This is a genomic window from Cellulosimicrobium sp. ES-005 (genome assembly GCF_040448685.1).
GTDB lineage: Bacteria > Actinomycetota > Actinomycetes > Actinomycetales > Cellulomonadaceae > Cellulosimicrobium > Cellulosimicrobium cellulans_G.
The window spans coordinates 4,648,993-4,670,310 of the sequence record NZ_CP159290.1 but is presented as its reverse complement, the minus strand read 5'-3'; the positions used below and the strand labels follow the sequence as shown (position 1 = coordinate 4,670,310).

The 21,318-nt window shown below is 73.5% G+C and carries 22 protein-coding genes and 1 other RNA gene; 5 read left to right on the top strand and 18 right to left on the bottom strand.

Annotation, left to right across the window (positions count from 1 at the left end; translation table 11 throughout):
• Positions 1–68: 68 nt before the first annotated feature.
• The gene (locus ABRQ22_RS20825; protein ID WP_353708041.1) at positions 69–611 is read left to right on the top strand and encodes a flavodoxin domain-containing protein; all 543 of its coding nucleotides are present in this window, start codon (positions 69–71) and stop codon (positions 609–611) included.
• Between the two features lie 122 nt (positions 612–733).
• Here the strand turns inward: ABRQ22_RS20825 and ABRQ22_RS20820 are convergent, their stop codons facing one another.
• Entirely contained in the window at positions 734–2,368 is a 1,635-nt protein-coding gene (locus ABRQ22_RS20820) for an ABC-F family ATP-binding cassette domain-containing protein (protein WP_353708040.1), read from the bottom strand.
• 110 nt (positions 2,369–2,478) lie between these two features.
• On the opposite strand from ABRQ22_RS20820, the gene ABRQ22_RS20815 reads away from it, so the two are divergent.
• Complete coding sequence (locus ABRQ22_RS20815; RefSeq protein WP_353708039.1) at positions 2,479–2,952, top strand: DUF3054 domain-containing protein; 474 nt, start codon at positions 2,479–2,481, stop codon at positions 2,950–2,952.
• An 86-nt stretch (positions 2,953–3,038) separates the two neighbouring features.
• Here the strand turns inward: ABRQ22_RS20815 and rdgB are convergent, their stop codons facing one another.
• The 6 genes from rdgB to clpS all read right to left on the bottom strand — a co-directional run bounded on the left by rdgB (position 3,039) and on the right by clpS (position 7,282).
• Entirely contained in the window at positions 3,039–3,728 is a 690-nt protein-coding gene (rdgB, locus tag ABRQ22_RS20810) for an RdgB/HAM1 family non-canonical purine NTP pyrophosphatase (RefSeq protein ID WP_353708038.1), read from the bottom strand.
• Positions 3,725–4,495, bottom strand: a complete 771-nt coding sequence (gene rph / locus ABRQ22_RS20805) for a ribonuclease PH (protein ID WP_253051157.1) — start codon at positions 4,493–4,495, stop codon at positions 3,725–3,727. The genes rdgB and rph overlap by 4 nt, the downstream gene beginning before the upstream one ends.
• Before the next feature lie 92 nt (positions 4,496–4,587).
• Positions 4,588–5,418 carry an MBL fold metallo-hydrolase gene (locus ABRQ22_RS20800; protein ID WP_353708037.1) on the bottom strand — a complete coding sequence of 277 codons (831 nt, stop codon included), beginning with the start codon at positions 5,416–5,418 and terminating at the stop codon, positions 4,588–4,590.
• Complete coding sequence (gene murI, locus ABRQ22_RS20795; RefSeq protein ID WP_253051155.1) at positions 5,418–6,221, bottom strand: glutamate racemase; 804 nt, start codon at positions 6,219–6,221, stop codon at positions 5,418–5,420. Before murI ends, ABRQ22_RS20800 begins: the two co-directional genes overlap by 1 nt.
• A 111-nt stretch (positions 6,222–6,332) precedes the next feature.
• A complete protein-coding gene (locus tag ABRQ22_RS20790) occupies positions 6,333–6,998 on the bottom strand; it encodes a DUF2017 family protein (RefSeq protein WP_353708036.1) in 666 nt (221 codons plus the stop codon).
• Positions 6,995–7,282, bottom strand: coding sequence for an ATP-dependent Clp protease adapter ClpS (gene clpS, locus ABRQ22_RS20785; RefSeq protein ID WP_253051450.1), 288 nt, complete (start codon positions 7,280–7,282; stop codon positions 6,995–6,997). Before clpS ends, ABRQ22_RS20790 begins: the two co-directional genes overlap by 4 nt.
• Positions 7,283–7,395: 113 nt before the next feature.
• On the opposite strand from clpS, the gene ABRQ22_RS20780 reads away from it, so the two are divergent.
• Complete coding sequence (locus tag ABRQ22_RS20780; protein ID WP_353708035.1) at positions 7,396–8,823, top strand: nicotinate phosphoribosyltransferase; 1,428 nt, start codon at positions 7,396–7,398, stop codon at positions 8,821–8,823.
• A gap of 19 nt (positions 8,824–8,842) precedes the next feature.
• Here ABRQ22_RS20780 and ABRQ22_RS20775 read toward each other — a convergent pair whose 3' ends face one another.
• The 9 genes from ABRQ22_RS20775 to ABRQ22_RS20735 all read right to left on the bottom strand — a co-directional run bounded on the left by ABRQ22_RS20775 (position 8,843) and on the right by ABRQ22_RS20735 (position 18,744).
• Positions 8,843–10,696, bottom strand: coding sequence for a DEAD/DEAH box helicase (locus ABRQ22_RS20775; RefSeq protein ID WP_253051153.1), 1,854 nt, complete (start codon positions 10,694–10,696; stop codon positions 8,843–8,845).
• Positions 10,693–11,028, bottom strand: coding sequence for a DUF3039 domain-containing protein (locus ABRQ22_RS20770; protein ID WP_141388733.1), 336 nt, complete (start codon positions 11,026–11,028; stop codon positions 10,693–10,695). Before ABRQ22_RS20770 ends, ABRQ22_RS20775 begins: the two co-directional genes overlap by 4 nt.
• A 183-nt stretch (positions 11,029–11,211) precedes the next feature.
• Positions 11,212–11,994: a glucosamine-6-phosphate deaminase gene (gene nagB, locus ABRQ22_RS20765; protein ID WP_353708034.1), complete on the bottom strand. Its 783-nt coding sequence runs from the start codon at positions 11,992–11,994 to the stop codon at positions 11,212–11,214.
• Positions 11,994–13,022 carry an ROK family protein gene (locus tag ABRQ22_RS20760; RefSeq protein WP_353708033.1) on the bottom strand — a complete coding sequence of 343 codons (1,029 nt, stop codon included), beginning with the start codon at positions 13,020–13,022 and terminating at the stop codon, positions 11,994–11,996. Before ABRQ22_RS20760 ends, nagB begins: the two co-directional genes overlap by 1 nt.
• A 1-nt stretch (position 13,023) precedes the next feature.
• Positions 13,024–13,836 (bottom strand): carbohydrate ABC transporter permease, encoded by an 813-nt coding sequence (locus tag ABRQ22_RS20755; protein ID WP_253051448.1) that lies wholly within the window; start codon positions 13,834–13,836, stop codon positions 13,024–13,026.
• A 116-nt stretch (positions 13,837–13,952) separates the two neighbouring features.
• On the bottom strand, positions 13,953–14,909 hold the full coding sequence (locus ABRQ22_RS20750) for a sugar ABC transporter permease (RefSeq protein ID WP_353708032.1): 957 nt from the start codon (positions 14,907–14,909) through the stop codon (positions 13,953–13,955).
• A 150-nt stretch (positions 14,910–15,059) separates the two neighbouring features.
• On the bottom strand, positions 15,060–16,373 hold the full coding sequence (locus ABRQ22_RS20745; protein ID WP_253051149.1) for an extracellular solute-binding protein: 1,314 nt from the start codon (positions 16,371–16,373) through the stop codon (positions 15,060–15,062).
• A 198-nt stretch (positions 16,374–16,571) separates the two neighbouring features.
• Positions 16,572–17,732 (bottom strand): ROK family transcriptional regulator, encoded by a 1,161-nt coding sequence (locus ABRQ22_RS20740; RefSeq protein WP_082141568.1) that lies wholly within the window; start codon positions 17,730–17,732, stop codon positions 16,572–16,574.
• A 130-nt stretch (positions 17,733–17,862) separates the two neighbouring features.
• A complete protein-coding gene (locus tag ABRQ22_RS20735) occupies positions 17,863–18,744 on the bottom strand; it encodes a PfkB family carbohydrate kinase (protein WP_353708031.1) in 882 nt (293 codons plus the stop codon).
• 150 nt (positions 18,745–18,894) lie between these two features.
• On the opposite strand from ABRQ22_RS20735, the gene ABRQ22_RS20730 reads away from it, so the two are divergent.
• A complete protein-coding gene (locus ABRQ22_RS20730; RefSeq protein WP_353708030.1) occupies positions 18,895–19,878 on the top strand; it encodes a DUF4349 domain-containing protein in 984 nt (327 codons plus the stop codon).
• Positions 19,871–20,233, top strand: coding sequence for a hypothetical protein (locus tag ABRQ22_RS20725; RefSeq protein WP_353708029.1), 363 nt, complete (start codon positions 19,871–19,873; stop codon positions 20,231–20,233). The genes ABRQ22_RS20730 and ABRQ22_RS20725 overlap by 8 nt, the downstream gene beginning before the upstream one ends.
• 82 nt (positions 20,234–20,315) lie before the next feature.
• On the opposite strand, the gene ssrA is transcribed toward ABRQ22_RS20725, so the two are convergent.
• Positions 20,316–20,682: a transfer-messenger RNA gene (ssrA, locus tag ABRQ22_RS20720) on the bottom strand.
• 138 nt (positions 20,683–20,820) lie between these two features.
• Positions 20,821–21,234, bottom strand: a complete 414-nt coding sequence (locus ABRQ22_RS20715) for a hypothetical protein (RefSeq protein WP_253051145.1) — start codon at positions 21,232–21,234, stop codon at positions 20,821–20,823.
• Between the last annotated feature and the right edge of the window lie 84 nt (positions 21,235–21,318).

Below are 21,318 nucleotides of genomic sequence, written 5' to 3'. Positions count from 1 at the left end.
CCCCCGCCCGGACGCTGGAGGGAGGGGACCCGTCCGGTCCGGACGGGCGTTCGACGAAGGGGCGCGCCATGGATGCCGCAGTGGTCTACGAGTCGATGTACGGGAACAGCGAACGGGTCGCGCAGGCCGTCGCCGAGGGGCTGAGCGAGACGGTCCGCGTGACGGTGGTCGACGTGACCGACCCCGCGGCGAGCCCCGACGCGCTCCGGCACATGGGCCTCGTCGTCGCCGGCGGCCCGACCCACGCGTTCGGCATGACCCGGCCCACGACCCGCGCCGAGGCCGTGCAGCGCGCGAGCGGCGACGTGTCCGACCGCGCGACGGGACTGCGCGAGTGGGTCGATTCCGTCCCGCGCCAGGACGAGACGCGCCTGGCCGCGACGTTCGACACGCGCGTCACCAAGGTCAAGCCCCTGCCCGGCTCCGCCGCGCGCGGCGCGGCCAAGGTGCTGCGCCGCGCCGGCTTCCGCCTGGTCACTCCCCCGGCGTCGTTCTACGTCGGGGACGTCGAGGGGCCGCTCGACGACGGCGAGCTGGACCGCGCCCGGGCGTGGGGCCGCGCGCTGGGCAAGGTGCTCGTGCCGGCGGCGAGCCCGGCCGAGGGCCGCTGAGCGACCGCCCGGCGGTCGGTGCGGACCGCGGGTCGGTACGGACCGGGGTCGTCGGTCCCGCCGCGGATCCGTGCCGTCGCGGGTCGCTGCCGTCGTAGGTCGTGCCGGTCGCGCGGTCGGGGTCAGCCCCCGAGCTCGAGCCTCGGCCAGTCGTCGAGGTCCTCGCGCATCCGACGGTCGTGCGTCGCGACGACCACGGCCGCGGGCGTGACCCGCAGCGCCTGCGTGAGCTCGTCGACGAGGTCGATCGAGAGGTGGTTGGTCGGCTCGTCGAGGATCAGCACGTGCGGCGCGGCCAGGAGCGCCCGGGCGAGGTCGAAGCGGCGCCGCAGCCCCGCGGACAGCTCGCGCAGCGGGCGCTCCAGGTCCTCCTCGGTCAGCAGGCCGAGGAACGCGACCGGCACGAGGTGGTCCGGGTCCAGGCGTCCCGCGTCGAGCAGCTCGAGGGCCTCGCGCGCGTACTCGTCGAACCCGGTGCGGTCCTCGGCCTCGGGGGGCAGCGCCGGGCCCTCCTGCGCGACCACGCCCAGCCGTGCGCCGTCGACCACGGACCGTGCCCCGCGGTCGAGGGGCACCAGTCCCGCGAGCGCCGCGAGGAACGTCGACTTGCCGCTGCCGTTCGGCCCGGTGACGAGGAGCCGGCCCGAGGGCGGGAGCGCGACCCGGGTCCCGGGCAGGTCGAGGCGCGCGCCGCCGTCGGGCCCGACGCGCGGGCTGCGCAGCTCGAGGACCGGGTCGCCCGGGTCCCAGCCTGGCGACATCGCAGGCAGCTCGGGGAAGACGAGCTGGAGCGGCGGCACCGGGACCTCGACGGCCTCCGCCTCGAGCTGCTGGAGGCGCCGGTCCGCGGCCTTGACGTGGATGCGGGCCCGCGTCGCGCGACGGTGCTTCTGGCTGCCCTTGGGCGGGCGCCACTCGTCGGACAGCCCCTCGTACGACGCGTCGAGCACCGCGGCGAGCTTCGCCGCACGCTTCTGCTCCGCGCGGAAGCGCTGGCGCCAGCGGTGCAGCGCCTGGTTCTTGGCGAACCGGTAGGACAGGTAGCCCGGCTGCCCGTAGAGCACCGGCTTCCCGTCCATGGCCGGGTCGAGGTCGAGGATCTCGGTCGCGACGTCGTCGAGGAGCTGCCGGTCGTGCGTGACCATCACCACGCCGCCGCGCCACGCGACGAGCTCGCCGGTGAGGAAGTCGATCCCGCCGGTGTCGAGGTGATTGGTCGGCTCGTCGAGGAGGAGCAGGTCGGCACGCTCGGCGAGCCGGCACGCGAGCCGCACGCGGTAGCGCTCGCCGACGGACAGGGTCGCAAGCTCGCGGTCCCGGTCGCGGCACGCGCCGAGCCGCGAGAGCGCGACGTCGACGCGCCGGTCCGCGTCCCACACCGCGAGGTGCTCGGCCCGCGCGAGGATCTCCGTGAGCTCGGCGAGGTCGCCGGCCTCGTGGTCGAAGTCGCGTGCAGCCGCCTCGAGCTCCGCCGCGACCGCCCGCAGCCCGCGGAGCGTCGCGGCGACGAGCGTGCCGACCGTCTGGCCCGGCGCGATCGCGAGCTCCTGCTCGACGAGCGCGAGCGAGCCCGCGCGCCGGACCTCCCCGCGGCTCGGCGCGAGGTCCCCCGAGAGCACGTGCAGCAGCGTCGACTTGCCCGTGCCGTTCTCCCCCACCACCCCGAGCCGCGTCCCCGCCGCGACGCGCACCCCGACCCCGTCGAGGACGGGTCGTCCGGGGTAGGCGAAGGCGAGGTCGTCGGCGGCAAGATGCACGGGGACTACCTTATGGTCCGCGAGATCGGCCCCCGCGGCGCGAGATCGACCTCCCGAGGGTCGATCTCGACCGTACGGGCCGATCTCGCGAGCGGGGTACGGTCGAGCCCATGAGCACCGCGCCCTCCGGACCGGACCACGCGAACGTCCCGTCTCCCGCCGCCGGCACCCCCGGGACGACGACGGCGCCCCCGACGGACCGGGCCACGACCGGGGCCGTGGCGCTCGCCGTCGCGCTCGACGTCGTGAGCGTCCTCGCCTTCGCCGCCGGTGGCCGCGCGACCCACTCCGCGGACAGTCCTCTCACCGCCGTCACCGGCATCGCATGGCCGTTCCTCGTCGGCCTCGCGGTCGCGTGGGTCGTGCTGCGCGCGTGGCGACGCCCGCTCGCGCCCTGGCCCGTCGGTGTCGGCGCGTGGGCGCTGACGTGGGCCGTCGGCATGGCCCTGCGGGCCCTGACGGGCGAGGGCCTCGCCGTGCCGTTCCTCGTGGTCTCCGCGCTGTTCCTGCTCGCGACGCTCGTCGGGTGGCGCCTCGTCGCCACGCTCGTCACACGCCTCCGCGCGGCCCGCGCCCCGAGGTAGAGGCGTGGTCGCCCGATGGAGAGGCGTGGTCGGGGACCGGGCCTCTCCCTCGCCGTACCGGGCCTCTCCCTCGCCGGACCGGGCCTCTACCTCGACGAGAGGACGGTCACGATCTCCGGTGCGAGCGCGCGGAACGCCTTGCCCCTGTGGCTGACGGCGTTCTTCTCCGCGGGGCTGAGCTCGGCCGCGGAGCGGGCGGGCGCGCCGGGGTCCGGCTGCTCGTCCGGCAGGAGGATCGGGTCGTACCCGAACCCGTTCTCACCGCGCGGTGCGGTGAGCAGGGTCCCGCGCATCTCGCCGGTGCGCACCACCTCGGTGCCGTCCGGCGTGACGAGCGCCGCCGCGCACACGAAGCCCGCGGCCCGGTGCTCGGCGGGCACGTCGCCGAGCTGGGCGAGCAGGAGCTCGAGGTTCGCGACGTCGTCGCCGTGCCGCCCGGCCCAGCGCGCCGAGAAGATCCCGGGGGCGCCGCCGAGCACGTCGACGGCGAGGCCCGAGTCGTCCGCGACGGCGGGCAGCCCCGTGGCCGCGACGAGCGCGCGCGCCTTGATGAGCGCGTTCTCCGCGAACGTCACGCCGTCCTCGACCGGCTCGGGCGCGCCCACGTCGCCCGCGCCGACGATCGCCTCGGGCGCGAGCTCGAGCCCCGGGTGCGCGTCGAGCTCGGCGGCCAGGATGGCTCGCAGCTCGGCGATCTTGCCCGGGTTGTGCGTCGCGAGGACGAGGCGCGCGCCGTCGGGCACGACGACGCCCGTCGCCTCGGGCGCGCCGCTCACCGCGCGTCCGCCGCGAGCGCCGCGCGCTGGATCGCGGTGAGGTCGGCCGTGCCTGCCACCGCGAGGTCGAGCAGCGCGTCGAGCTCGGCACGGTCGAACGGCGCGTGCTCCGCCGTGCCCTGCACCTCGACGAACGTCCCGGAGCCCGTGACGACGACGTTCATGTCCGTCTCGGCGCGCACGTCCTCGACGTACGGGAGGTCGAGCATGGGCGTGCCGTCGATGATCCCGACGCTCACCGCCGCGACGGAGTCGGTCAGCACGGGCTTGCCGCCCGTGATGTGGCCGTGCCGCTGGCCCCACGCGACGGCGTCGGCGAGCGCGACGTAGGCGCCGGTGATCGCCGCGGTGCGCGTGCCGCCGTCGGCCTGGAGGACGTCGCAGTCGAGCACGATCGTGTTCTCGCCGAGCGCCGAGACGTCGATGATCGCGCGCAGGGACCGGCCGATGAGACGCGAGATCTCGTGCGTGCGCCCGCCGATCCTGCCCTTGACCGACTCGCGCTGGCTGCGCTCGTTCGTCGCGCGCGGCAGCATCGCGTACTCGGCGGTGACCCAGCCCTCGCCCGACCCCTTGCGCCAGCGCGGCACGCCCTCCGTGAACGACGCCGCGCACAGCACGCGCGTGCGACCGAACTCGACGAGCACGCTGCCCTCGGCCTGGTCGAGCCAGTGGCGGGTGATGGTCACGGGGCGGAGCTGGTCGGGCGTGCGGCCGTCGGCGCGCAGGCGCGCGCCCGTGTCCGAGGACGATGCGGGGATGGTCATGCCGCCACCCTACCGACCACCCGGCACCCGCTGAGTGCCGGGTGTCTGTCGTCACGACGCCGTGCGGGCGACAGGTCCCCCGCACTCAGGGACTAGAGGTCGAACACCGCGCCCGTCGTCGCGACGTCGACCGGACCCGCGTACGACTCGCGCGCTTCCGCGCGGGAGCGTTCGGGGTCGTTCCACGCCGGGAGGTGCGTCAGCACCAGGCGGTGCGCGCCGGCCGCCGTCGCGACCTCGCCCGCCCGGCGCCCCGTGAGGTGGATGCCGCGCTCGACGCCGTCGTCGCGGCCCTCGTGGAACGCGGCCTCCGACAGCAGCAGGTCGGCGTCCCGCGCGAGCTCGACGACGCCGTCGCACGCGTCGGTGTCGCCCGTGTACGCGAGCACGGCCCGCTCGCCGGGCCGCGCGGACGAGGGCCCGGTGACCCGCACGCCGTACGCCTCGACGGGGTGGAACACGCGATAGGGCTCCAGCGTGAACGGCCCCACCTGGACGGGCGCGCCCGGGTCCCAGACCCGCACGTCGAGCTCCTCGGTCATCCCGTCGCCCGGCTCGGCGCCGTACGCCGCCTCGATGCGCGCGGCCGTCCCCGACGGACCGAGCACCGTCAGCCGGCTCGGCACCCCGGTCCGGGTCGAGCCGCGCTCGGGGTGGTAGCGCAGGTAGACGTACAGCCCGCAGACGTCGACGAAGTGGTCGGGGTGCAGGTGCGACAGCACGACCGCGTCGAGGTCGAGCGGGTCCACGAACCGCTGGAGCGCACCCAGCGACCCGTTCCCGAGGTCGAGCACGACGTTCCACTCGCGCGCCTCGAAGCCCGCGGCCGCGGCCTCGGCGGCCGGGACCTGGACGAGGTACGACGACGCGGGCGACTCGGGCCCGGCGAACGACCCCGAGCACCCGACCGTGACGAGGCGCATCAGGCCGCCTCCACGCGGAGCACCTCGGGGCCGAGGAAGCGGCGCGCCAGGTGCTCGAACGGCTCCGCGCTGCCCGTCGCGAGGAAGCGGTGCTGCGGCGGCCCCGCGTCGCGCGAGCGCTCGAGGTCGTGCGCGACGAGCGTGCGGTAGACGTCCTTGGCGGTCTCCTCCGCGCTCGACACGAGCGTGACCTCCTCGCCCATGACGTAGGAGATCGCGCCCGTCAGGAGGGGGTAGTGGGTGCACCCGAGCACGAGCGTGTCGACGCCCGCCGCCTTGACCGGGTCGAGGTAGCGGTGCGCGACCTCCAGCACCTCGGGCCCCGACGTCACGCCCTGCTCGACGAGGGGCACGAAGTCCGGGCACGCCTGGGTCGTCAGGTGCAGGCCCGGCGTGACGGCGAACGCGTCCTCGTAGGACCTCGACGTGATGGTGGCGCGCGTCCCGATGACCCCGATCCGCCCCGAGCGCGTCGCCGCGACCGCGCGCCGCGCCGCCGGGAGGATCACCTCGACGACCGGCAGGCCGTGACGCTGCGTGTACCGCTCGCGGGCGTCGCGCAGGACCGCCGAGGAGGCCGAGTTGCACGCGATGACCAGCATCTTCACGCCGTCGTCGACGAGCTGGTCCATGATCGCCAGCGCCATCGCCCGGACCGCCGCGAGCGGCTTGGGCCCGTAGGGGCCGTTCGCGGTGTCCCCGATGTAGAGGAGGGACTCGTTCGGGAGCTGGTCCAGGATCGAGCGCGCGACGGTCAGGCCGCCCACGCCCGAGTCGAAGATCCCGATGGGAGCGTCGTTCACCCGCCCGAGCCTACTGGCGCGCCCGCGCGCGGGGCGCACCGAACCGCGGCTGCCGCCTGTGGCAGCGCCCACAGGGCGGTCGCCCGTCCGGCCCGACGCGCGGCACGACCCTCAGGGCCGGCCGCGCCCCGCGCGCAGGTCGGCGAGCATGCCGTCCACGAGCGACTCCTGGAGCAGTCCCGTGAGCAGGAACACGCTCACGAGGAAGCGGCGCGGCGCGCCGCCCACCTCGCCGTCGTCCGGGCCGTCGTCGCCCTCGCGGTCCAGCTCGTCGTACAAGCCCTCGACCTGCTCGTCGGTCCGCAGGCCGAGCCGCTCCGCGAGCACGAGGCGGACGTCCGTCAGTGCCCCCGCCACGTCCTCGGCCTCGTCGCGCGCGACCGTGAACGGGGCCACCTCGGCGGGCTCCGGGTCCACGAGCAAGCGCGCCAGCCGCACCAGCCGCCCGACCTTGCGCGCCGCGAGGTCGTCCTGCGTGAACCGCCGGAACTCGGCAGCCACCTCGACGTCGTCCGACGCGTCCGGGAGCAGACGACGCACCGCCGGGTCGGGCGGGGGCGTCGCGTCCGACCCGTGCCCACCGGGCACCGGGCCCGTCCAGCCGGCGGGCGCCCACCCGTCGCCGGGCCCGGACGGCCCGGGCTCCCCCGGCACCCGACCGGGCACGCCCTCCTGGAGCATCTGCGCGACGTCGCCCGCGAGCTGGGCCAGCACGATCCGTTCCGACGGCTCGAGCTCTGCGACGTACCCGTGCGCCTCCGCGCGGAACGGCCTCACTGCTCGCCGTCCTTCTGGAGCGTCGCCCACAGCCCGTACGAGTGCATCGCCTGCACGTCGACCTCCATGCGCTCGCGGTCGCCCGTCGACACGACGGCACGACCCTCCTGGTGCACCTGGAGCATGAGCTCGTGGGCGCGCTCCGCGGCGTACCCGAAGTAGGACTCGAACACGTACGCGACGTAGCTCATGAGGTTGACCGGGTCGTTCCACACGAGGGTGACCCACGGGCTGTCGGGGAGGACGGACTCGTCGACCCGGGTCGCCTCCTCGGGCACGGTCACGGACGCCCGCGCGCCGACGGCGCGGGTGAAGATCGGCTGGGGGCTCACGCCACCACTGTATTCGTGGGCCTGTCGACACCCGTCGTGCCCGTCGCTGCCCTACCGTATTCCGCATGAGCCTCGCCGATCCGGGCAGCGTCGCCCTCTCCCCGACCGACAGCGCTGCCTCGCCGGGACAGGCCGGCCCGGTCCCGCAGCGCCCGCCGTACCGGCCGGTCGCGTCGACCGCCCTGCTCACCGACCGCTACGAGCTGACGATGCTCCAGGCCGCGCTCGCGGACGGCACCGCCGACCGGCACTGCCTGTTCGAGGTCTTCACGCGCCGCCTGCCCCCCGGGCGGCGCTACGGGGTCCTCGCGGGGACCGGACGCGTCCTCGAGGCGCTCTCGTCGTTCCGCTTCGGGGCCGATGAGCTCGACTGGCTGCACGCGCAGTCCGTCGTCGACGACCGCACCCTCGAGTTCCTCGCCGGGTATCGGTTCACCGGGACGATCACCGGGTACGCCGAGGGCGAGGTCTTCTTCCCGCACTCCCCCGTGATGACCGTCGAGGGCACGTTCGCCGAGGCGGTCCTGCTCGAGACGCTCGTGCTGTCGATCCTCAACTACGACTCCGCCGTCGCCTCGGCCGCGTCGCGCATGACGAGCGCCGCCGTCGAGCGCCCCTGCCTCGAGATGGGCGCGCGGCGCGCGCACGAGCAGGCCGCCGTCGCCGCGGCGCGTGCCGCCGTCGTCGGCGGGTTCGCCGGGACCTCGAACCTCGAGGCAGGACGCCGCTACGGGCTCGCGACCATCGGCACGGCCGCGCACGCGTTCACGCTCCTGCACGACGACGAGGAGTCCGCCTTCGCGTCGCAGGTCGCCTCCCTCGGGCCCGAGACCACGCTCCTCGTCGACACCTACGACGTGCGCAAGGGGGTCCAGAACGCGGTCCGGGCCGCCGGCGGGCGCCTCGGCGCCGTCCGTCTCGACTCGGGCGACCTCGGTGTCCTCGCCGTCGAGGTGCGGCGCCAGCTCGACTCGCTCGGTGCGCACGACACGAAGATCACCGTCACGTCCGACCTCGACGAGTACGCCATCGCGTCGCTCGCCGCCGCCCCGGTCGACTCCTACGGCGTGGGCACGTCGCTCGTCACCGGCTCCGGCGCGCCGACGTGCGGCATGGTCTACAAGCTCGTCGCGCGCGCCGACTCCACCGGCGTGCTCCAGCCCGTCGCCAAGGCGTCCACGGCCAAGACCAGCACCGGCGGGCGCAAGGTCGCCGCGCGCCGGTTCGACGTCGACGGGCGCGCGGTCGAGGAGGTCGTCGTCACGGGCGCCGACCTCCCGGTCCAGGAGTGGGAGCCCGACGACGGCGACCTGCGCCCGCTCCAGGTCCCGCTCGTCGTCGACGGCGCGGTCGACTCCCGCTGGGTCGGGTCCTACGGCGTCCAGAACGCGGCGCACCGCCACCGCGAGGCCCGCGCCGAGCTGCCCCGCGGCGCACGACGCCTGTCCGCCGGGGACCCCGCGATCCCGACGGTCGTGCACACGCTCCCCTGACGCGCGGGGACGGTGTCGACTACCGCTTGCCGACGAACCAGCCACGGACGGTCGCGACACGGGCGTCGAGCTGTTCGACCGTCGCGAGCGGGACCTCGGGTCCGCCGCAGCGGCGGCGCAGCTCGGTGTGCACCGATCCGTGCGGCTGCCCGCTCCGGCGGGACCACGCGGAGACGAGCTGCTGGAGCTCCTTGCGGAGCTCCGCGGCCCGACGGTGGTCCATCTCGGACCGCTCCCGCTCCGCCGACTGGCTGGACTTCGAGCGGGCGCTCATCTGGTCCGCCTGGCGCTGACGCAGCAGCGTGGTGACCTGGTCGGCGTCGAGGAGGCCCGGCAGGCCGAGGAAGTCGAGCTCCTCGTCCGACCCGACGTCCGCGCCCGTGCCGAACTCGCCGCCGTCGAACAGCACGCGGTCGAACGAGGCCTGCGCCTCGAGCGCCTCGAACGAGCCCTGGACGAGCTCGCCCGACGCCTTGTCCTCGCGGTTCGCCTCCGCCAGGAGCGCGTCCTCGGGGTTGAACCCCTCTCCCTGCTCCTCCGCGGTGAGCGGCCGGTCGAGCGCGTGGTCGCGCTCGATCTCGAGCCCGTTCGCGAGCTCCAGCAGGTGCGGGACGCTCGGCAGGAACACCGACGCCGTCTCGCCCCGCTTGCGCGCCCGCACGAACCGCCCGACGGCCTGCGCGAAGAACAGCGGGGTCGCCGTCGAGGTCGCGTACACGCCGACGGCGAGGCGCGGGACGTCCACGCCCTCCGACACCATGCGCACGGCGACCATCCACCGGCCGTCGCCGTCGGAGAACTCCTCGATCCGGCTGCTCGCCCCGTCGTCGTCGGAGAGGACGACGGTCGGGGACTTCCCGGTGATGCGCGCGAGGTGACCCGCGTAGGCGCGCGCGTCGGTCTGGTCGGTGGCGATGACCAGTCCCCCGGCGTCGGGGATCGCGCGACGCACCTCCGTCAGCCGCTTGTCGGCCGCCGCGAGGACCGACGGGATCCACTCGCCGTTCGGGTCGAGCGCCGTGCGCCACGCCTGGCCGGTCATGTCCTTGGTGAGCGCCTCGCCGAGGCGCGCGCTCACCTCGTCGCCGGCCTTCGTCCGCCAGCGCATGTTCCCCGAGTACGACAGGAAGAGCACGGGTCGCACGACGTGGTCGCGCAGCGCGTCGCCGTAGCCGTACGTGTAGTCCGCGCGCGAGCGGCGGATGCCGTCGGGGCCGCGCTCGTACTCGACGAACGGGATCGCCGCGGTGTCGGAGCGGAAGGGCGTCCCCGTGAGCGCGAGACGACGCGTCGCGTCCTCGAACGCCTCGCGCACCGCGTCGCCCCACGACAGCGCGTCGCCGCCGTGGTGCACCTCGTCGAGGATGACGAGCGTCCGGTCGGCGGTCGTCCGTGCCGCGTGCAGCGCGGGCTTGGCGGCGATCTGCGCGTAGGTCAGCGCGACGCCGTCGTAGTGGGCGCCGTGCCGCCCCTGGCTGTTGCGGAAGTTCGGGTCGATCCGGATGCCGACGCGCGCCGCGGCGTCCGCCCACTGGTGCTTGAGGTGCTCGGTCGGCGCGACGACCGTCACCCGGCGCACGATCCCCTGCTCGAGCAGCTCGGTCGCGACGCGCAGGGCGAACGTGGTCTTGCCCGCCCCGGGGGTCGCGACGGCGAGGAAGTCCCGCGGCGCACGCGTGCGGTACAGCTCGAGGGCCTCGGCCTGCCACGCACGCAGCTTCGACGCCGAGCCCCACGGGGCGCGACGCGGGAACGCGGGCGAGAGGTGCGACGCCGCCGCGGACGAAGGGCTCTGCGGCGCGGGCGGGGTGGTCCTGCTACGGGTGTCGGAGGCGGAGTGACCGGTGGACGTCGTGTGGTGCTCCCCGCTCACTTGCCGGAGTCACCCTCGCCGTCCTGCGGGTCTCGCAGTCCCTCGTAGATCTCCTTGCACGTGGGGCACACGGGGAACTTGTTCGGGTCGCGACCGGGCACCCAGACCTTGCCGCACAGCGCGATCACCGGCTTGCCGGAGAGCGCGGACTCCATGATCTTCTCCTTGCGCACGTAGTGCGCGAAGCGCTCGTGGTCGCCCGGCTCGGTCTGCTCGCGCGTCTCCTCGCGCTCGAGCACCCCGGTCGACGTGCCGGTCGTCGGCTCGGTCGCAGGGTTCCGGAACGGGTCCTCAGGACCTCCGGGGGGAGTGCTCGCGCGGAGTTCGATCATGGAGGGAAGTCTACGTCGGGGCGCCGACACCCGGGTGGCACCACGTCATCGGTCGGCACGCACGGACCCGGGCACGGAAGACGAGAGAGCCCGCCGGCGCGGCGGTCCAGGGGCGTGGACCGCGCGCCGGCGGGCGGCTGTGCCTCGCGGGCCACGGCCCACGAGAGTTCATCGGCGGAGGGTCTACAGGCCCTGCCAGTCCGGCTTGGACGCGTACGTCTGGCGGTAGTAGTCCCCGAGCTGCAGACGCGAGGCCGCCGCGTCGTCGACCAGCACCGTCGCGTGCGGGTGCATCTGCATGATCGTCGCGGGCCACAACGCGCTGATCGGGCCCTCCACGAGCTGGTGCACCGCCTCCGCCTTGCCCTTGCCCGACGCCAGCAGCACCAGGTGCCGCGCCGACATGATCGTCGCCAGCCCCTGCGTCAGACAGTGCCGCGGCACCCGCTCCACGTCGTCCCCGAAGAACCGCGCGTTGTCCTCGCGCGTCTGCGCCGTCAACGTCTTGATCCGCGTCCGCGACGCCAGCGACGACCCCGGCTCGTTGAACGCGATGTGCCCGTCCGTCCCGATCCCCAGGATCTGCAGGTCCACACCCCCGGCCCCCGCGATCGCCTCCTCGTACGCCGCGCACGCCGCGACCAGGTCCTCGGCGTTCCCGTCCGGACCCTGCACCGCGCCCGGGGCGAAGTCCACCCGCGAGGCGATCTCCGTCTCGATCACGTTCCGGTACCGCTCCGGATGCTCCACCGGCAGGCCCACGTACTCGTCCAGCATGAACGCCTTGACGCCCGCGAACGACAACCCGTCCTCACGATGGCGCCGCGCCAGCTCGTCGTACACCTTCAGCGGCGACGAACCCGTCGCCAGCCCCAGCACCGACTCCGGCTTCGACCGCACCACCTTCTCGATCGCGTCCGCAGCCAGCACCGCCAACCGCTCCGCCGGAGCGATCACGACCTCCATCACTTCACCTTTCGACGGCCGACGAGGGCAGCGCCCACCGCGGCGACGGGGACGTCCGCCGGAGCGAGCGAGACCCGCTCGGCGAGACGCAACGAGGACAGGAACGGGGACGTGCTCGACTGCGCGTCGAGCGCAGCGCGCACGGCGTCGAGGAGCGGCTGCCCCAGGGCGGACACGCCGCCGCCGAGCACGACGTGACGGACGTCGACCGTCAGCTCGAGGATCCGCACCGCCGAGGCGACGGCGGACGCGAACTCGTTCTTGATCCGGATCGCCTCCGGGTCGCCCGCGGCGGCCGCCTCGAAGAGCTCCGCCGGCGCGGGTCGACCGTGGCGCGACGGCCACCGCGCGGACACCGCGGAGCCGGAGGCGTAGACCTCGACGCACCCCCGCTGGCCGCACGCGCACTCGGGCCCGTGCGGGTCGATCGGGATGTGCCCGATCTCGCCCGCCGCGCCGCTCACGCCCCGCCGCAGCTCACCACCCAGCACGATCCCGGCAGCGAGACCGGTCCCCAGCGCGAGGAACGCGAGGTCCGACCCGTCGTCCCCGCGCAGGTGCGACGCACCGAGCGCGGCGACGTTGAGGTCGTTGTCGACCTGGACCGGGACACCACCGAGCTCCGCCGACAGCGCCTCGGCGAGCGCGAAGCGCCCACCCTCGATGCCGAGGTTGACGGCGTGCATGACCGAGCCGTCCTCGGGGTCCACCAGTCCCGGCACGCCGACGCCGACGCCGTCGACGTCCTCGAGCTCGGCACCCGCGCGGCGCACCACCTCGCGGACGGCACGGGCCGCGCTGGACACGACGCCCTGCGGCCCGCGCACCGTCGGCAGGCGCAGGGTCTCCCGCGCGACGCCGTCGGGCCCGAGGAAGGCGGCGAGCACCTTGGTCCCGCCGATGTCGAGACCGACCGCGCTCCCGGTCCCCGAGCCGTCGCACCGCGACGTGTCCTCGGGGCCGGAGCGTCCGGCCAGGGCTGCGGCTGCCTCGCCGTTCAGCGAGGCAGCCGTGCTCAGGTCGCTCACGTCAGCCCTTCACCGCACCCGAGACGAGACCACCGGTCATCCGACCCTGGACGATGAGGAAGAAGACCACCACGGGAACGGCGATGATCACCGAACCTGCCATGAGGGCTCCCCAGTTGGTCGCCTGGGTCGCCTGCTGGAACGTCCGCAGCCACACGGGCAGCGTCATCGACTCGGGGCGGTTCATGATGATCAGCGCCATGACGAACTCGTTCCACGCCTGGATGAAGGCGAACACGCCCGTCGCGACGAGGCCCGGGGCGAGGAGCGGGAACGTGATCTTCCAGAACGCCCTACCGCGCGAGCAGCCGTCGATCATGGCGGCCTCCTCGAGCTCGGCGGGCACGCCGTTGACGAACCCGCGCAGCGTCCAGATCGTGAACGGCAGCACGCCGGACACGTACACGATGCCCAGACCGACGATCGTGTTGAGCATCTGCCAGCCGTCGATGATCCGGAAGATCGAGATCATCATCGCCTCGCCCGGGATCATCTGGACCACGAGGACCGCGATGATGAAGGCGCGACGACCCTTGAACCGGAACCGCGTGACCGCGAGCGACGCGAGGAAGCCGAGCACCATCGCGATGACGAGGGTGAAGAACGTCACCATGATCGAGTTCCCCATCGCCGGCGGCAGCGGGGCGCGCGAGGTGTCGGTCCACGCCGACACGTAGTTGTTCAGGGTGAAGACGTCCGGCGTCGGGAAGAAGTGGAGGTCCGTGCCGCGGATGAGGCTCGACGGCAGGAACGAGGTGTTGATCATCCAGTAGACCGGGAAGATCGAGGCCACGAAGACGATGATCGCGATGATCGCGAAGCCGACGTTGGCGGCCTTCTTGCGCTGCGTCTCGCGGTTCTTGCGCTGCGTCGGCTTGCCCGCGACCGAGGCGTGACGTACCGCGGCCCGGGGGGTGGTCGAGATGGTGCTCACAGTTCTTCCTCCCGGATCGTCTGACGCACGTAGTAGAAGGAGATGGCGAGCATGATGAAGACGAAGATCACCGAGATCGCGCTGGCCAGCCCGTAGTGCCCCTGCGCCATACCCATCTGGTAGATGTACACGCCGATGGTGTTCGTCTTCTCGCGGTCACCGCCCACGCCCTGGAGTGCGTAGATCTGTGTGAACACCCGCAGGTCCCAGATGATCGACAGCACGATGAGCACCGTGATGATGCTGCGCACGTAGGGGATCATGATGAGACGGAAGCGCTGGACCGGACCCGCGCCGTCGAGCTGCGCGGCCTCGAGCACCTCGCCGGGGATCTGCGTCAGGCCCGCGTACATCGTGAAGGCGACGAACGGGACCGCTCCCCAGACGATGACGATCGTGGCGATGAGGAAGAACTGGAGCGGGTTGAGGAGCCACGAGTGGCCCATCCAGTTGTCGCCGGTGATCTTCGTCAGGAGGTTGTTGATCACGCCGTACTGGGTGTCGAAGATCCAGCCCCAGACGATCGTCGCGGCGAGAGCGGGCATGGCCCAGGCGAGGAGCAGGCCGACCGAGACCAGCAGGCGGAAGCCCTTGCCGAGCCGCATCATGAGCAGAGCGATGAGCGTGCCCAGGAGCATCGTGAGCGCGACGCAGACGACCATGAAGAAGAAGCTGCGCATCAGCACGGTCCAGAAGCCGTCGACGTCCGTGAGGACCTGGACGTAGTTGTCGAAGCCGACCCACTCGGCGGGCTGGCCCATGAGCTGGGCCCGCTCGTACTCCTGGAACGACATGACGATCAGTCGGACGATCGGGTACCCGACCAGCACCCCCAGCACGACGAGGCTGGGGACGAGGAGCGTCCAGGGCAGGACCGGTGGACGCCGCTTCTTGGGGGGGCGCACGGGCGCGCCGGGGCGCTCGGTGCGGGGTTCGAGGGTGGTTGAGCTCATTTCCTCACTCCGTCAGGGGTGCGCGGTGGTGCGCGGGGACGTGCCGACGGCCCGTCATGGGAAGGGGTGGGGGCTCCCACGAGGAGACCCCACCCCTGACGGCTCGAGCCTCCGGTGGCGCCCGGACGAGCCGGGCGCCACCGGACGGGCTCAGCTGTTGAGGATCTCCTCGATCTTTGCGTCCAGGTCCTTGGCGACGGTGTTCACGTCGTCACCGTTGGCGATCCGCGTGAAGGCGGTCTGGAGCACGTTCTGCGCCTCGACGTCGGCCCACTTGGGCGACGGCGGGGTGAGACGCGCGTTCTGCGCGGCCGCGACACCGGCCTGGGCGATCGGGTCCTCCTGCGGCACCTCGCTCGCGAGGGACTTCTTCGCCGGGATCATGTTCGCCTGGGCGAGGATCGTCTGGTACTCGTCGCTCATCATGATCTCGAACGCCTTGTACGCGAGCTCGGGGTTGTTCGACTTCTGGGCCACGGCGATGTTCGAGCCACCGGCGAAGACGGCCGCCGGCTCACCGGCGGTCTTGCCCGGGAGCGGGAACGCCGCGAGGTCGGAGCCGTAGGTCTCGACGCAGCCAGGCGTCGCGTTCGGGTCCTCCGGCGCCTGCGGGGACTTGATCGTTCCGGCGATCCAGGTCGGAGCCGACACGTACGCGACCGTGCCCTCGCAGAACGGCACCTGGAGGTCGGTCTCCTGACCGTCCTTCGGGGCGTGCGACGCCGTGGTCATGAGGTCCTGGACCTGAGCCAGGCCGGCGAGGCCGCCCTCGGTCGAGAAGCCCGCCTCCCACTCGCCCGAGTCGGCGTTCTGCTCGGCGATGAAGCCACCGTTCTCCCAGATGAACGGGAGAGCGTTGTACCAGTCCTGGCCGGGCCAGTACACGCCCGAGACGGTGTCCGTGGTCAGCGCCTTCGCGCTCGCGACGTAGTCGTCGAGCGTCGCCGGGATCTCCGCGCCGCCGGTCACCTGCGGCGTGTAGAACACCGCACGCGAGCCCGCGTAGTACGGCAGGGCGTAGTGCTTGCCGTCCCAGTCGCCGGCCTCGACGAAGCCGGGGAGCAGGTCGTCGCCGCCCAGGGACTCGAACTCCTCCGCGGTGATCTCACGGAAGTAGCCCGCGGACGTGAACGCCGGGGACTGCGTGTTGCCGACCTCGACGACGTCCGGGCTGTCCGACCCGGAGAGCGACGTGGTGAGCTTGTCGACGAGACCGGTCCAGGACTGCTCCTCGATCGTGAGGGTGCTGCCCGGGTTCTCCTTCTCGAAGGTCGTCTTCAGGTAGTCACGGGCGGCGTCGGGCGTGTCCGAGCCGTTGAGCCAGACGCGGATGTCGCCGGTCGCAGCCTCGGTCTCGCCGGAGCCGTTGTCGTCGCTGCCGCCGCCGGTGCTGCAGGCGGTCAGCGCGAGCGCCAGGGTGATCGTCGACGCCACGGAGGCGACGACGAGACGGTTCCTCTTCACTGGGTGCTTCCTCTCGGTGATTCTTGGTGGCGGCGTCGGTGACGCCACCGGAGGTGTGGCAGGAGTCCTGCGTAATCGAGCGCATGCAGGGGTACTGCGTTCCTGGGGGTGCTGCTCTGGGGTTCCCCAGGAGGTCTGAGGGGCTGGGGCGGGCCCGGCCCCGGTCGGGCGGTGGGGGTCAGTCCGAGCGTCGTCGGCTCATGAGACCCCCAGCTGTCCGGACAGGACGAGGACGGCTGCCCCGGCAAGGACGACGTCTTCGTCGAGCGTGGCCATCCGCACCTGGAGCCCGCTGCCGATGACCGGCATCGTGCGGGAGCGGATGGTCTCGAACGCCGCCTCGCGCAGAGGCCCGTCGAGCAGGTCCGCAGGACCGCTGACGAGCACCTCCGCGAGGTTGAGCGCACTGACGACAGGTGCCAGAGCGATGCCCAGCGTCCTGCCCACCGACGCCAGGACGGCGTCGGAAGCCTCGGTGTCGAGCCCGTCCACCGCGCGGCGCAGCGCCGGCACGGACAGGACGGTCTCCAGGCAGCCGCGGCGCCCGCAGGCGCACGGCTCGCCGTCGTCGACGACGGTCACGTGACCCAGCTCGCCGGCCGCGTCCGCGTGCCCGCGCACCCGTGCGCCGTCGACCATGATCCCGGCGCCCACGCCCTCGCCCACGGTGAGGACGAGCAGTCCGTCGCCGGCCGCGCCGCCGAACGTGAACTCGCCGAGCGCGGCGATGTTCGCGTCGTTGGCCACGTGGACCGCGAGGCCGAGCCGCTCGGTGAGCTGCGCGGCGAGCGGGACGTCGTACCAGCGGCGGTTGGGAGCCTCGATGACGCGACCCTCGGCGTCGACGACGCCGGGCGAGCCGATCCCCACGCCGATGACCGGCTGGGTGGCGGACGCGATGAGGCCGCGGCAGAAGCGCGTGAGGAGGTCGACCAGCTCGGTGCCGGTGCGGCCGTCGACCGCCAGGCTCTGCCGGACGACGAAGTCGCCCGTGAGCGTGAGGACGGCGCCGCGCAGCACCTCGTCGTCGGTGAGGTCCACGGAGACGATCTGGTACGCGCTGGTGCGCATCCCGACGAGGATCGCGGGCTTGCCGACGCGCTGGCCCGGGCGGACGCCGAGCTCCTCGACGAGGCCCTCCGCGATGAGCACGGACACGAGGTCCGAGATCGTCACCCGGGTGAGAGACGTGGCGCGCGCCAGGTCGGCGCGCGAGGTGGGCCCCTCGTGGAACAGGTGCTGCAGCACGAGGGACCGGTTGTGGGCCCGAGCGTGCTCGGGCAGCACCTTCGAGGTCGGCCTGAGCCCTGTGCTCAGACGCCTCCTCGGTGCTCCGGTCCCGGTGACTGCCGTTGTCATGTTTGTTAGTAGACTGCCTTTACTAAGTGGCTGTCAACTTTCTCGTGGCTTCGTGACCGAAACGTTGCCGATCGGCCCGCTCTGCGGGACCTGGGTCCCGCCCCAGGTGGCCCGTAGACCCGCCCTCCCCTCAGGACGTCGCCGCGTCGACCCAGCCCCGCGCGCCCGGGTGCTCCACCGAGCGCGAGGCCACGCCGACCGCCTGCTCGAGCGCGGCCCGCCACGACGCACCGCGCGACACCGCCGCCGCGAACGCGCCGTGGACCACGTCACCCGCGCCGAGGGTGTCGACGACGCGCTCCGGCTCGGGGACCGCGACCTCGTAGCGCTCCCCCGCGTCGAGCACCTCGACGGGACGCGGGCCGCGCGTCCGGGCGACGAACCGCGGGCCGAGCGCCGCGACCGGGGCGAGCACGTCGCCCGCCCCGACCCCCGGAGGCCGGAAGTCCGCCGACACCACCACCGCGTCGCACAGCCCGATCATCCGGGCCGCGTCCGGCTTCCACGACCCGCCGTCGAGCACGACGGCCGCGCCCCGCTCGCGCGCCTGACGAGCCATCTCGAGCGCGAGGCCCGGCAGGTGCCCGTCCAGCAGCAGGACGTCACCCGGCCCGACGCCGTCGAGGAGCCCCGGGCCGTCGACCGTGGCGCGGGCGGCGAGATCGCCGAACCCGGACGCGTTGGTGCTCACGACGGCGCGCTCGCCCGTGCCTTCCGTGACGAGCACGGTCGAGACGGCGAGGCGCCCGCCGGCCGCCTCCCCCGCGGCGTCGACCAGGTCGACCCCGCAGTCCGCGAGCTCGCGCCGCACGACCGCGGCGAACGGCCCGCCCCCGACCGCGGTGACGAGCCGCGTGGGGACTCCGAGCGCGACGGCCGTCGCGGCGGCGTTGGCGGCAGGCCCGCCGAAGGTCGCGGACAGCGACCGCGCGACGACCTTCTCGTCGGGACGCGGCAGCGCGTCGACCACCTGGACGACGTCGAGGGTCACGAGACCGCAGCACACGAGCACGCGACCATCCTGCCGTGCCGGGGCTCCGGAGCGCGCCGCCGTCCACGGTCGGGGACGTCGCGCTGCGGTTGGATCACGGCCAGTTCACAAGACGGTCACGATGTCGCGCACGGTGTCCGGTTCGCGCGCTTGGCCCCCTACTCTCGCAGCATGCGGACCACTCGCCCCTTCGCCGTCGCCGTGGCGCTCCTGCTCGGCGGCGCCCTCCTGGCGGGCTGCTCCGCCTCCTCGGGCGACATGGCGTCGTACTCCGTGGACGACGGCGGCGCGGTCTCGGAGGTCGCGGAGAGCGGCGCGGCCGACGGCCCCGGCGACGCGTCCTCGGGGATCGCTCCCGGGGACGAGGGCGCCGTCGCCGCGGCCGACCGGGAGATCGTCACCACGGGGTCGGTCACGGTCGTGGCCGCCGACCCGTCGGCGGCGGCCGACGCGGTCGCCGACCTCGCGGAGAGCGCGGGCGGCCGGGTCGAGGGCAGGCGGCAGTCGGAGCCCGAGGGCGACGCGCGCGCGTCGGCCGAGCTCACGATCCGCGTGCCGTCGGCGCAGACGACCGCCACCGTCGACGCGCTCGACCAGGTGGGCGAGGTGCGCGACCTGTCGATCGAGGCGGTCGACGTGACCGGGACCGCGCGCGACCTGGACGCCCGCGTCGACGCCCTGACGACGTCCGTCGAACGGCTGCGCACGCTCATGGGCGACGCCGCCACGACCGCGGACCTGCTCGCCGCGGAGCAGGAGCTCACGACGCGCCAGGCCGAGCTGGAGTCGCTCCAGTCGCAGCGGGCGGCGCTCACGGACCAGGTCTCGATGTCGACCCTGCACGTCACGCTCGTGCAGGTCGCGCCTGCCGAGCAGCTCGCCCCCGGCGGCTTCCTCGGGGGCCTGCAGAACGGCTGGAACGCCCTGCTCGCCACGCTCAACGGGCTCGTCGTCGTCCTCGGTGCCCTGCTCCCGTGGCTCGTGGTCGCCGGAGCGGTGCTGCTCGTCGTGCGCTGGGTCCTGCGCCGGTTGCGGCGGCGAGCCCAGGACGGCGGCACGCCGCCGGAAGACGCCGACCGCCCGGGGCCCGACGACGGCCCCGACGCTCCCGCGGCGAGCCGCGGGCCGCTCGTCGGTGCGTCCACCCATGACTGACCCGACGATCGCCGAGACCCCGCCGACCGGGCGCGTCGCCCGCCTCTGGCACGACACGGACGACGGCGAGCCGCGGCTGGTCGGGCACCTCGTGACGCGCGTGTGCACGCACTGGGACACCGTCGGCCCGTCCGCCTTTCCGCGGCACGTCAACCCCGAGCCGCGCGTCCAGTGGCGTGCCCACCTCGACGACGCCGACCCGGCCCTGGCCGAGGACCTGTACAGCGACGACCCCGAGGCGCCGCCGCTCCCCCGCGAGGACGACGACGGCCTCGTCGTGCGCGGGCGACGACTGCGGGTCGAGTGGCTCGACGGCGAGGAGGCGGACGCCGCCTGGGCGCAGCACGGGTGGTGACGGGCGCCCCGCTCCGGGCCACGAAAGGACCCGCTGGACGACGACGGCCCGCACCCTCGAGGGGTGCGGGCCGTTGCCGCAGGGGTGGAGGTGCGGGGAATCGAACCCCGGTCCGGTGACGCCGATCGAGGACTTCTCCGGGCGCAGTCTGCTGTCGTTTTTCTCGGCCCCCGCACTCACGCAGACAAGGTGCGGACGGGCTCAGTCACCTGAAAGTCCCCGCAGCCCCGATGACGAGGACTACGAGCAGTGGCTCTCTAGATGACGCCAGGATCCGAGTCGAGAGCTAGCTCGGGCTGACGGACTTCGGGGCTCGCTCAGGCGGCGAGGGCGAAGTCGGTGCGCTTGTTATCGGCACCTGTGGTTTGCAGACATCGTTAACGAGATAAGCCTGCATCCTCGGCCCGCTTCTCCTCGAAGCACGACCACCGTCGAAACCGATCACCCCCTGTGGAGTTGTCAACCACTGCGCGGCTCCCGGGCGGACCCGGTCCTCGCTCAGCGGGACAAGCCTACGGGATGAACGCCGGCCGCCGCACCGATATTTCCGCACCTCCCGGACGAGGCTCGGTGCGCGTCGCCGGCGCCTACTTCTTGCGGCTCAGCGCGTCCACGAGCAGACCGCCCGCGATCCCGAGGAGGAACACGTCCTTCGCGAGCCCGGTGCCCTGCTCGGTCGGGCGCACGCCGTCCTCGCGCGTCATGCCCGGGGTCTTCAGGTACATGCCCACGAGCCCGGCCGAGAACACGCCCAGGCCCACGGCCACGAGCCCGGTGGGGACGAACGGGGCGACGAGCGCCGCGCCGAGCGCGATCTCCGTGGTCGAGAGCGCCTTGGTGAACTGCCTCGGCTCGACGTCCCCCAGGAACGAGTACGTCCCCGCCGCCATGCCGTGGATCCCCTGCGCGGTCGCCTCGTCCGCGCCGCGCTTGTTCAGGCCGGAGTTGAGGATGTACGCACCCGCCGCGAGGCGCGGGATGTACTGGCGGAGCTTGACCATGGGGCCTCCTGGTTCGTGGTCGACGTCTCGTCCTCGACCGTACGTCGAGGGCGGCGACGCCACCAGCGGGTGAGGCCGTCGTCG

Excerpts from the sequence above, each read along its gene's own strand:
- nagB (WP_353708034.1), bottom strand. The coding sequence starts at position 11,994 with ATGGAGGTCGTGATCGCTCCGGCGGAGCGGTTGGCGGTGCTGGCTGCG.
- ABRQ22_RS20800 (WP_353708037.1), bottom strand. The coding sequence starts at position 5,418 with ATGCGCCTCGTCACGGTCGGGTGCTCGGGGTCGTTCGCCGGGCCCGAG.
- ABRQ22_RS20780 (WP_353708035.1), top strand. The coding sequence starts at position 7,396 with ATGAGCCTCGCCGATCCGGGCAGCGTCGCCCTCTCCCCGACCGACAGC.
- ABRQ22_RS20750 (WP_353708032.1), bottom strand. The coding sequence starts at position 14,909 with ATGAGCTCAACCACCCTCGAACCCCGCACCGAGCGCCCCGGCGCGCCC.
- ABRQ22_RS20815 (WP_353708039.1), top strand. The coding sequence starts at position 2,479 with ATGAGCACCGCGCCCTCCGGACCGGACCACGCGAACGTCCCGTCTCCC.
- ABRQ22_RS20825 (WP_353708041.1), top strand. The coding sequence starts at position 69 with ATGGATGCCGCAGTGGTCTACGAGTCGATGTACGGGAACAGCGAACGG.
- ABRQ22_RS20740 (WP_082141568.1), bottom strand. The coding sequence starts at position 17,732 with ATGACAACGGCAGTCACCGGGACCGGAGCACCGAGGAGGCGTCTGAGC.
- rph (WP_253051157.1), bottom strand. The coding sequence starts at position 4,495 with ATGACCATCCCCGCATCGTCCTCGGACACGGGCGCGCGCCTGCGCGCC.
- ABRQ22_RS20770 (WP_141388733.1), bottom strand. The coding sequence starts at position 11,028 with ATGATCGAACTCCGCGCGAGCACTCCCCCCGGAGGTCCTGAGGACCCG.
- ABRQ22_RS20715 (WP_253051145.1), bottom strand. The coding sequence starts at position 21,234 with ATGGTCAAGCTCCGCCAGTACATCCCGCGCCTCGCGGCGGGTGCGTAC.
- ABRQ22_RS20730 (WP_353708030.1), top strand. The coding sequence starts at position 18,895 with ATGCGGACCACTCGCCCCTTCGCCGTCGCCGTGGCGCTCCTGCTCGGC.
- ABRQ22_RS20725 (WP_353708029.1), top strand. The coding sequence starts at position 19,871 with ATGACTGACCCGACGATCGCCGAGACCCCGCCGACCGGGCGCGTCGCC.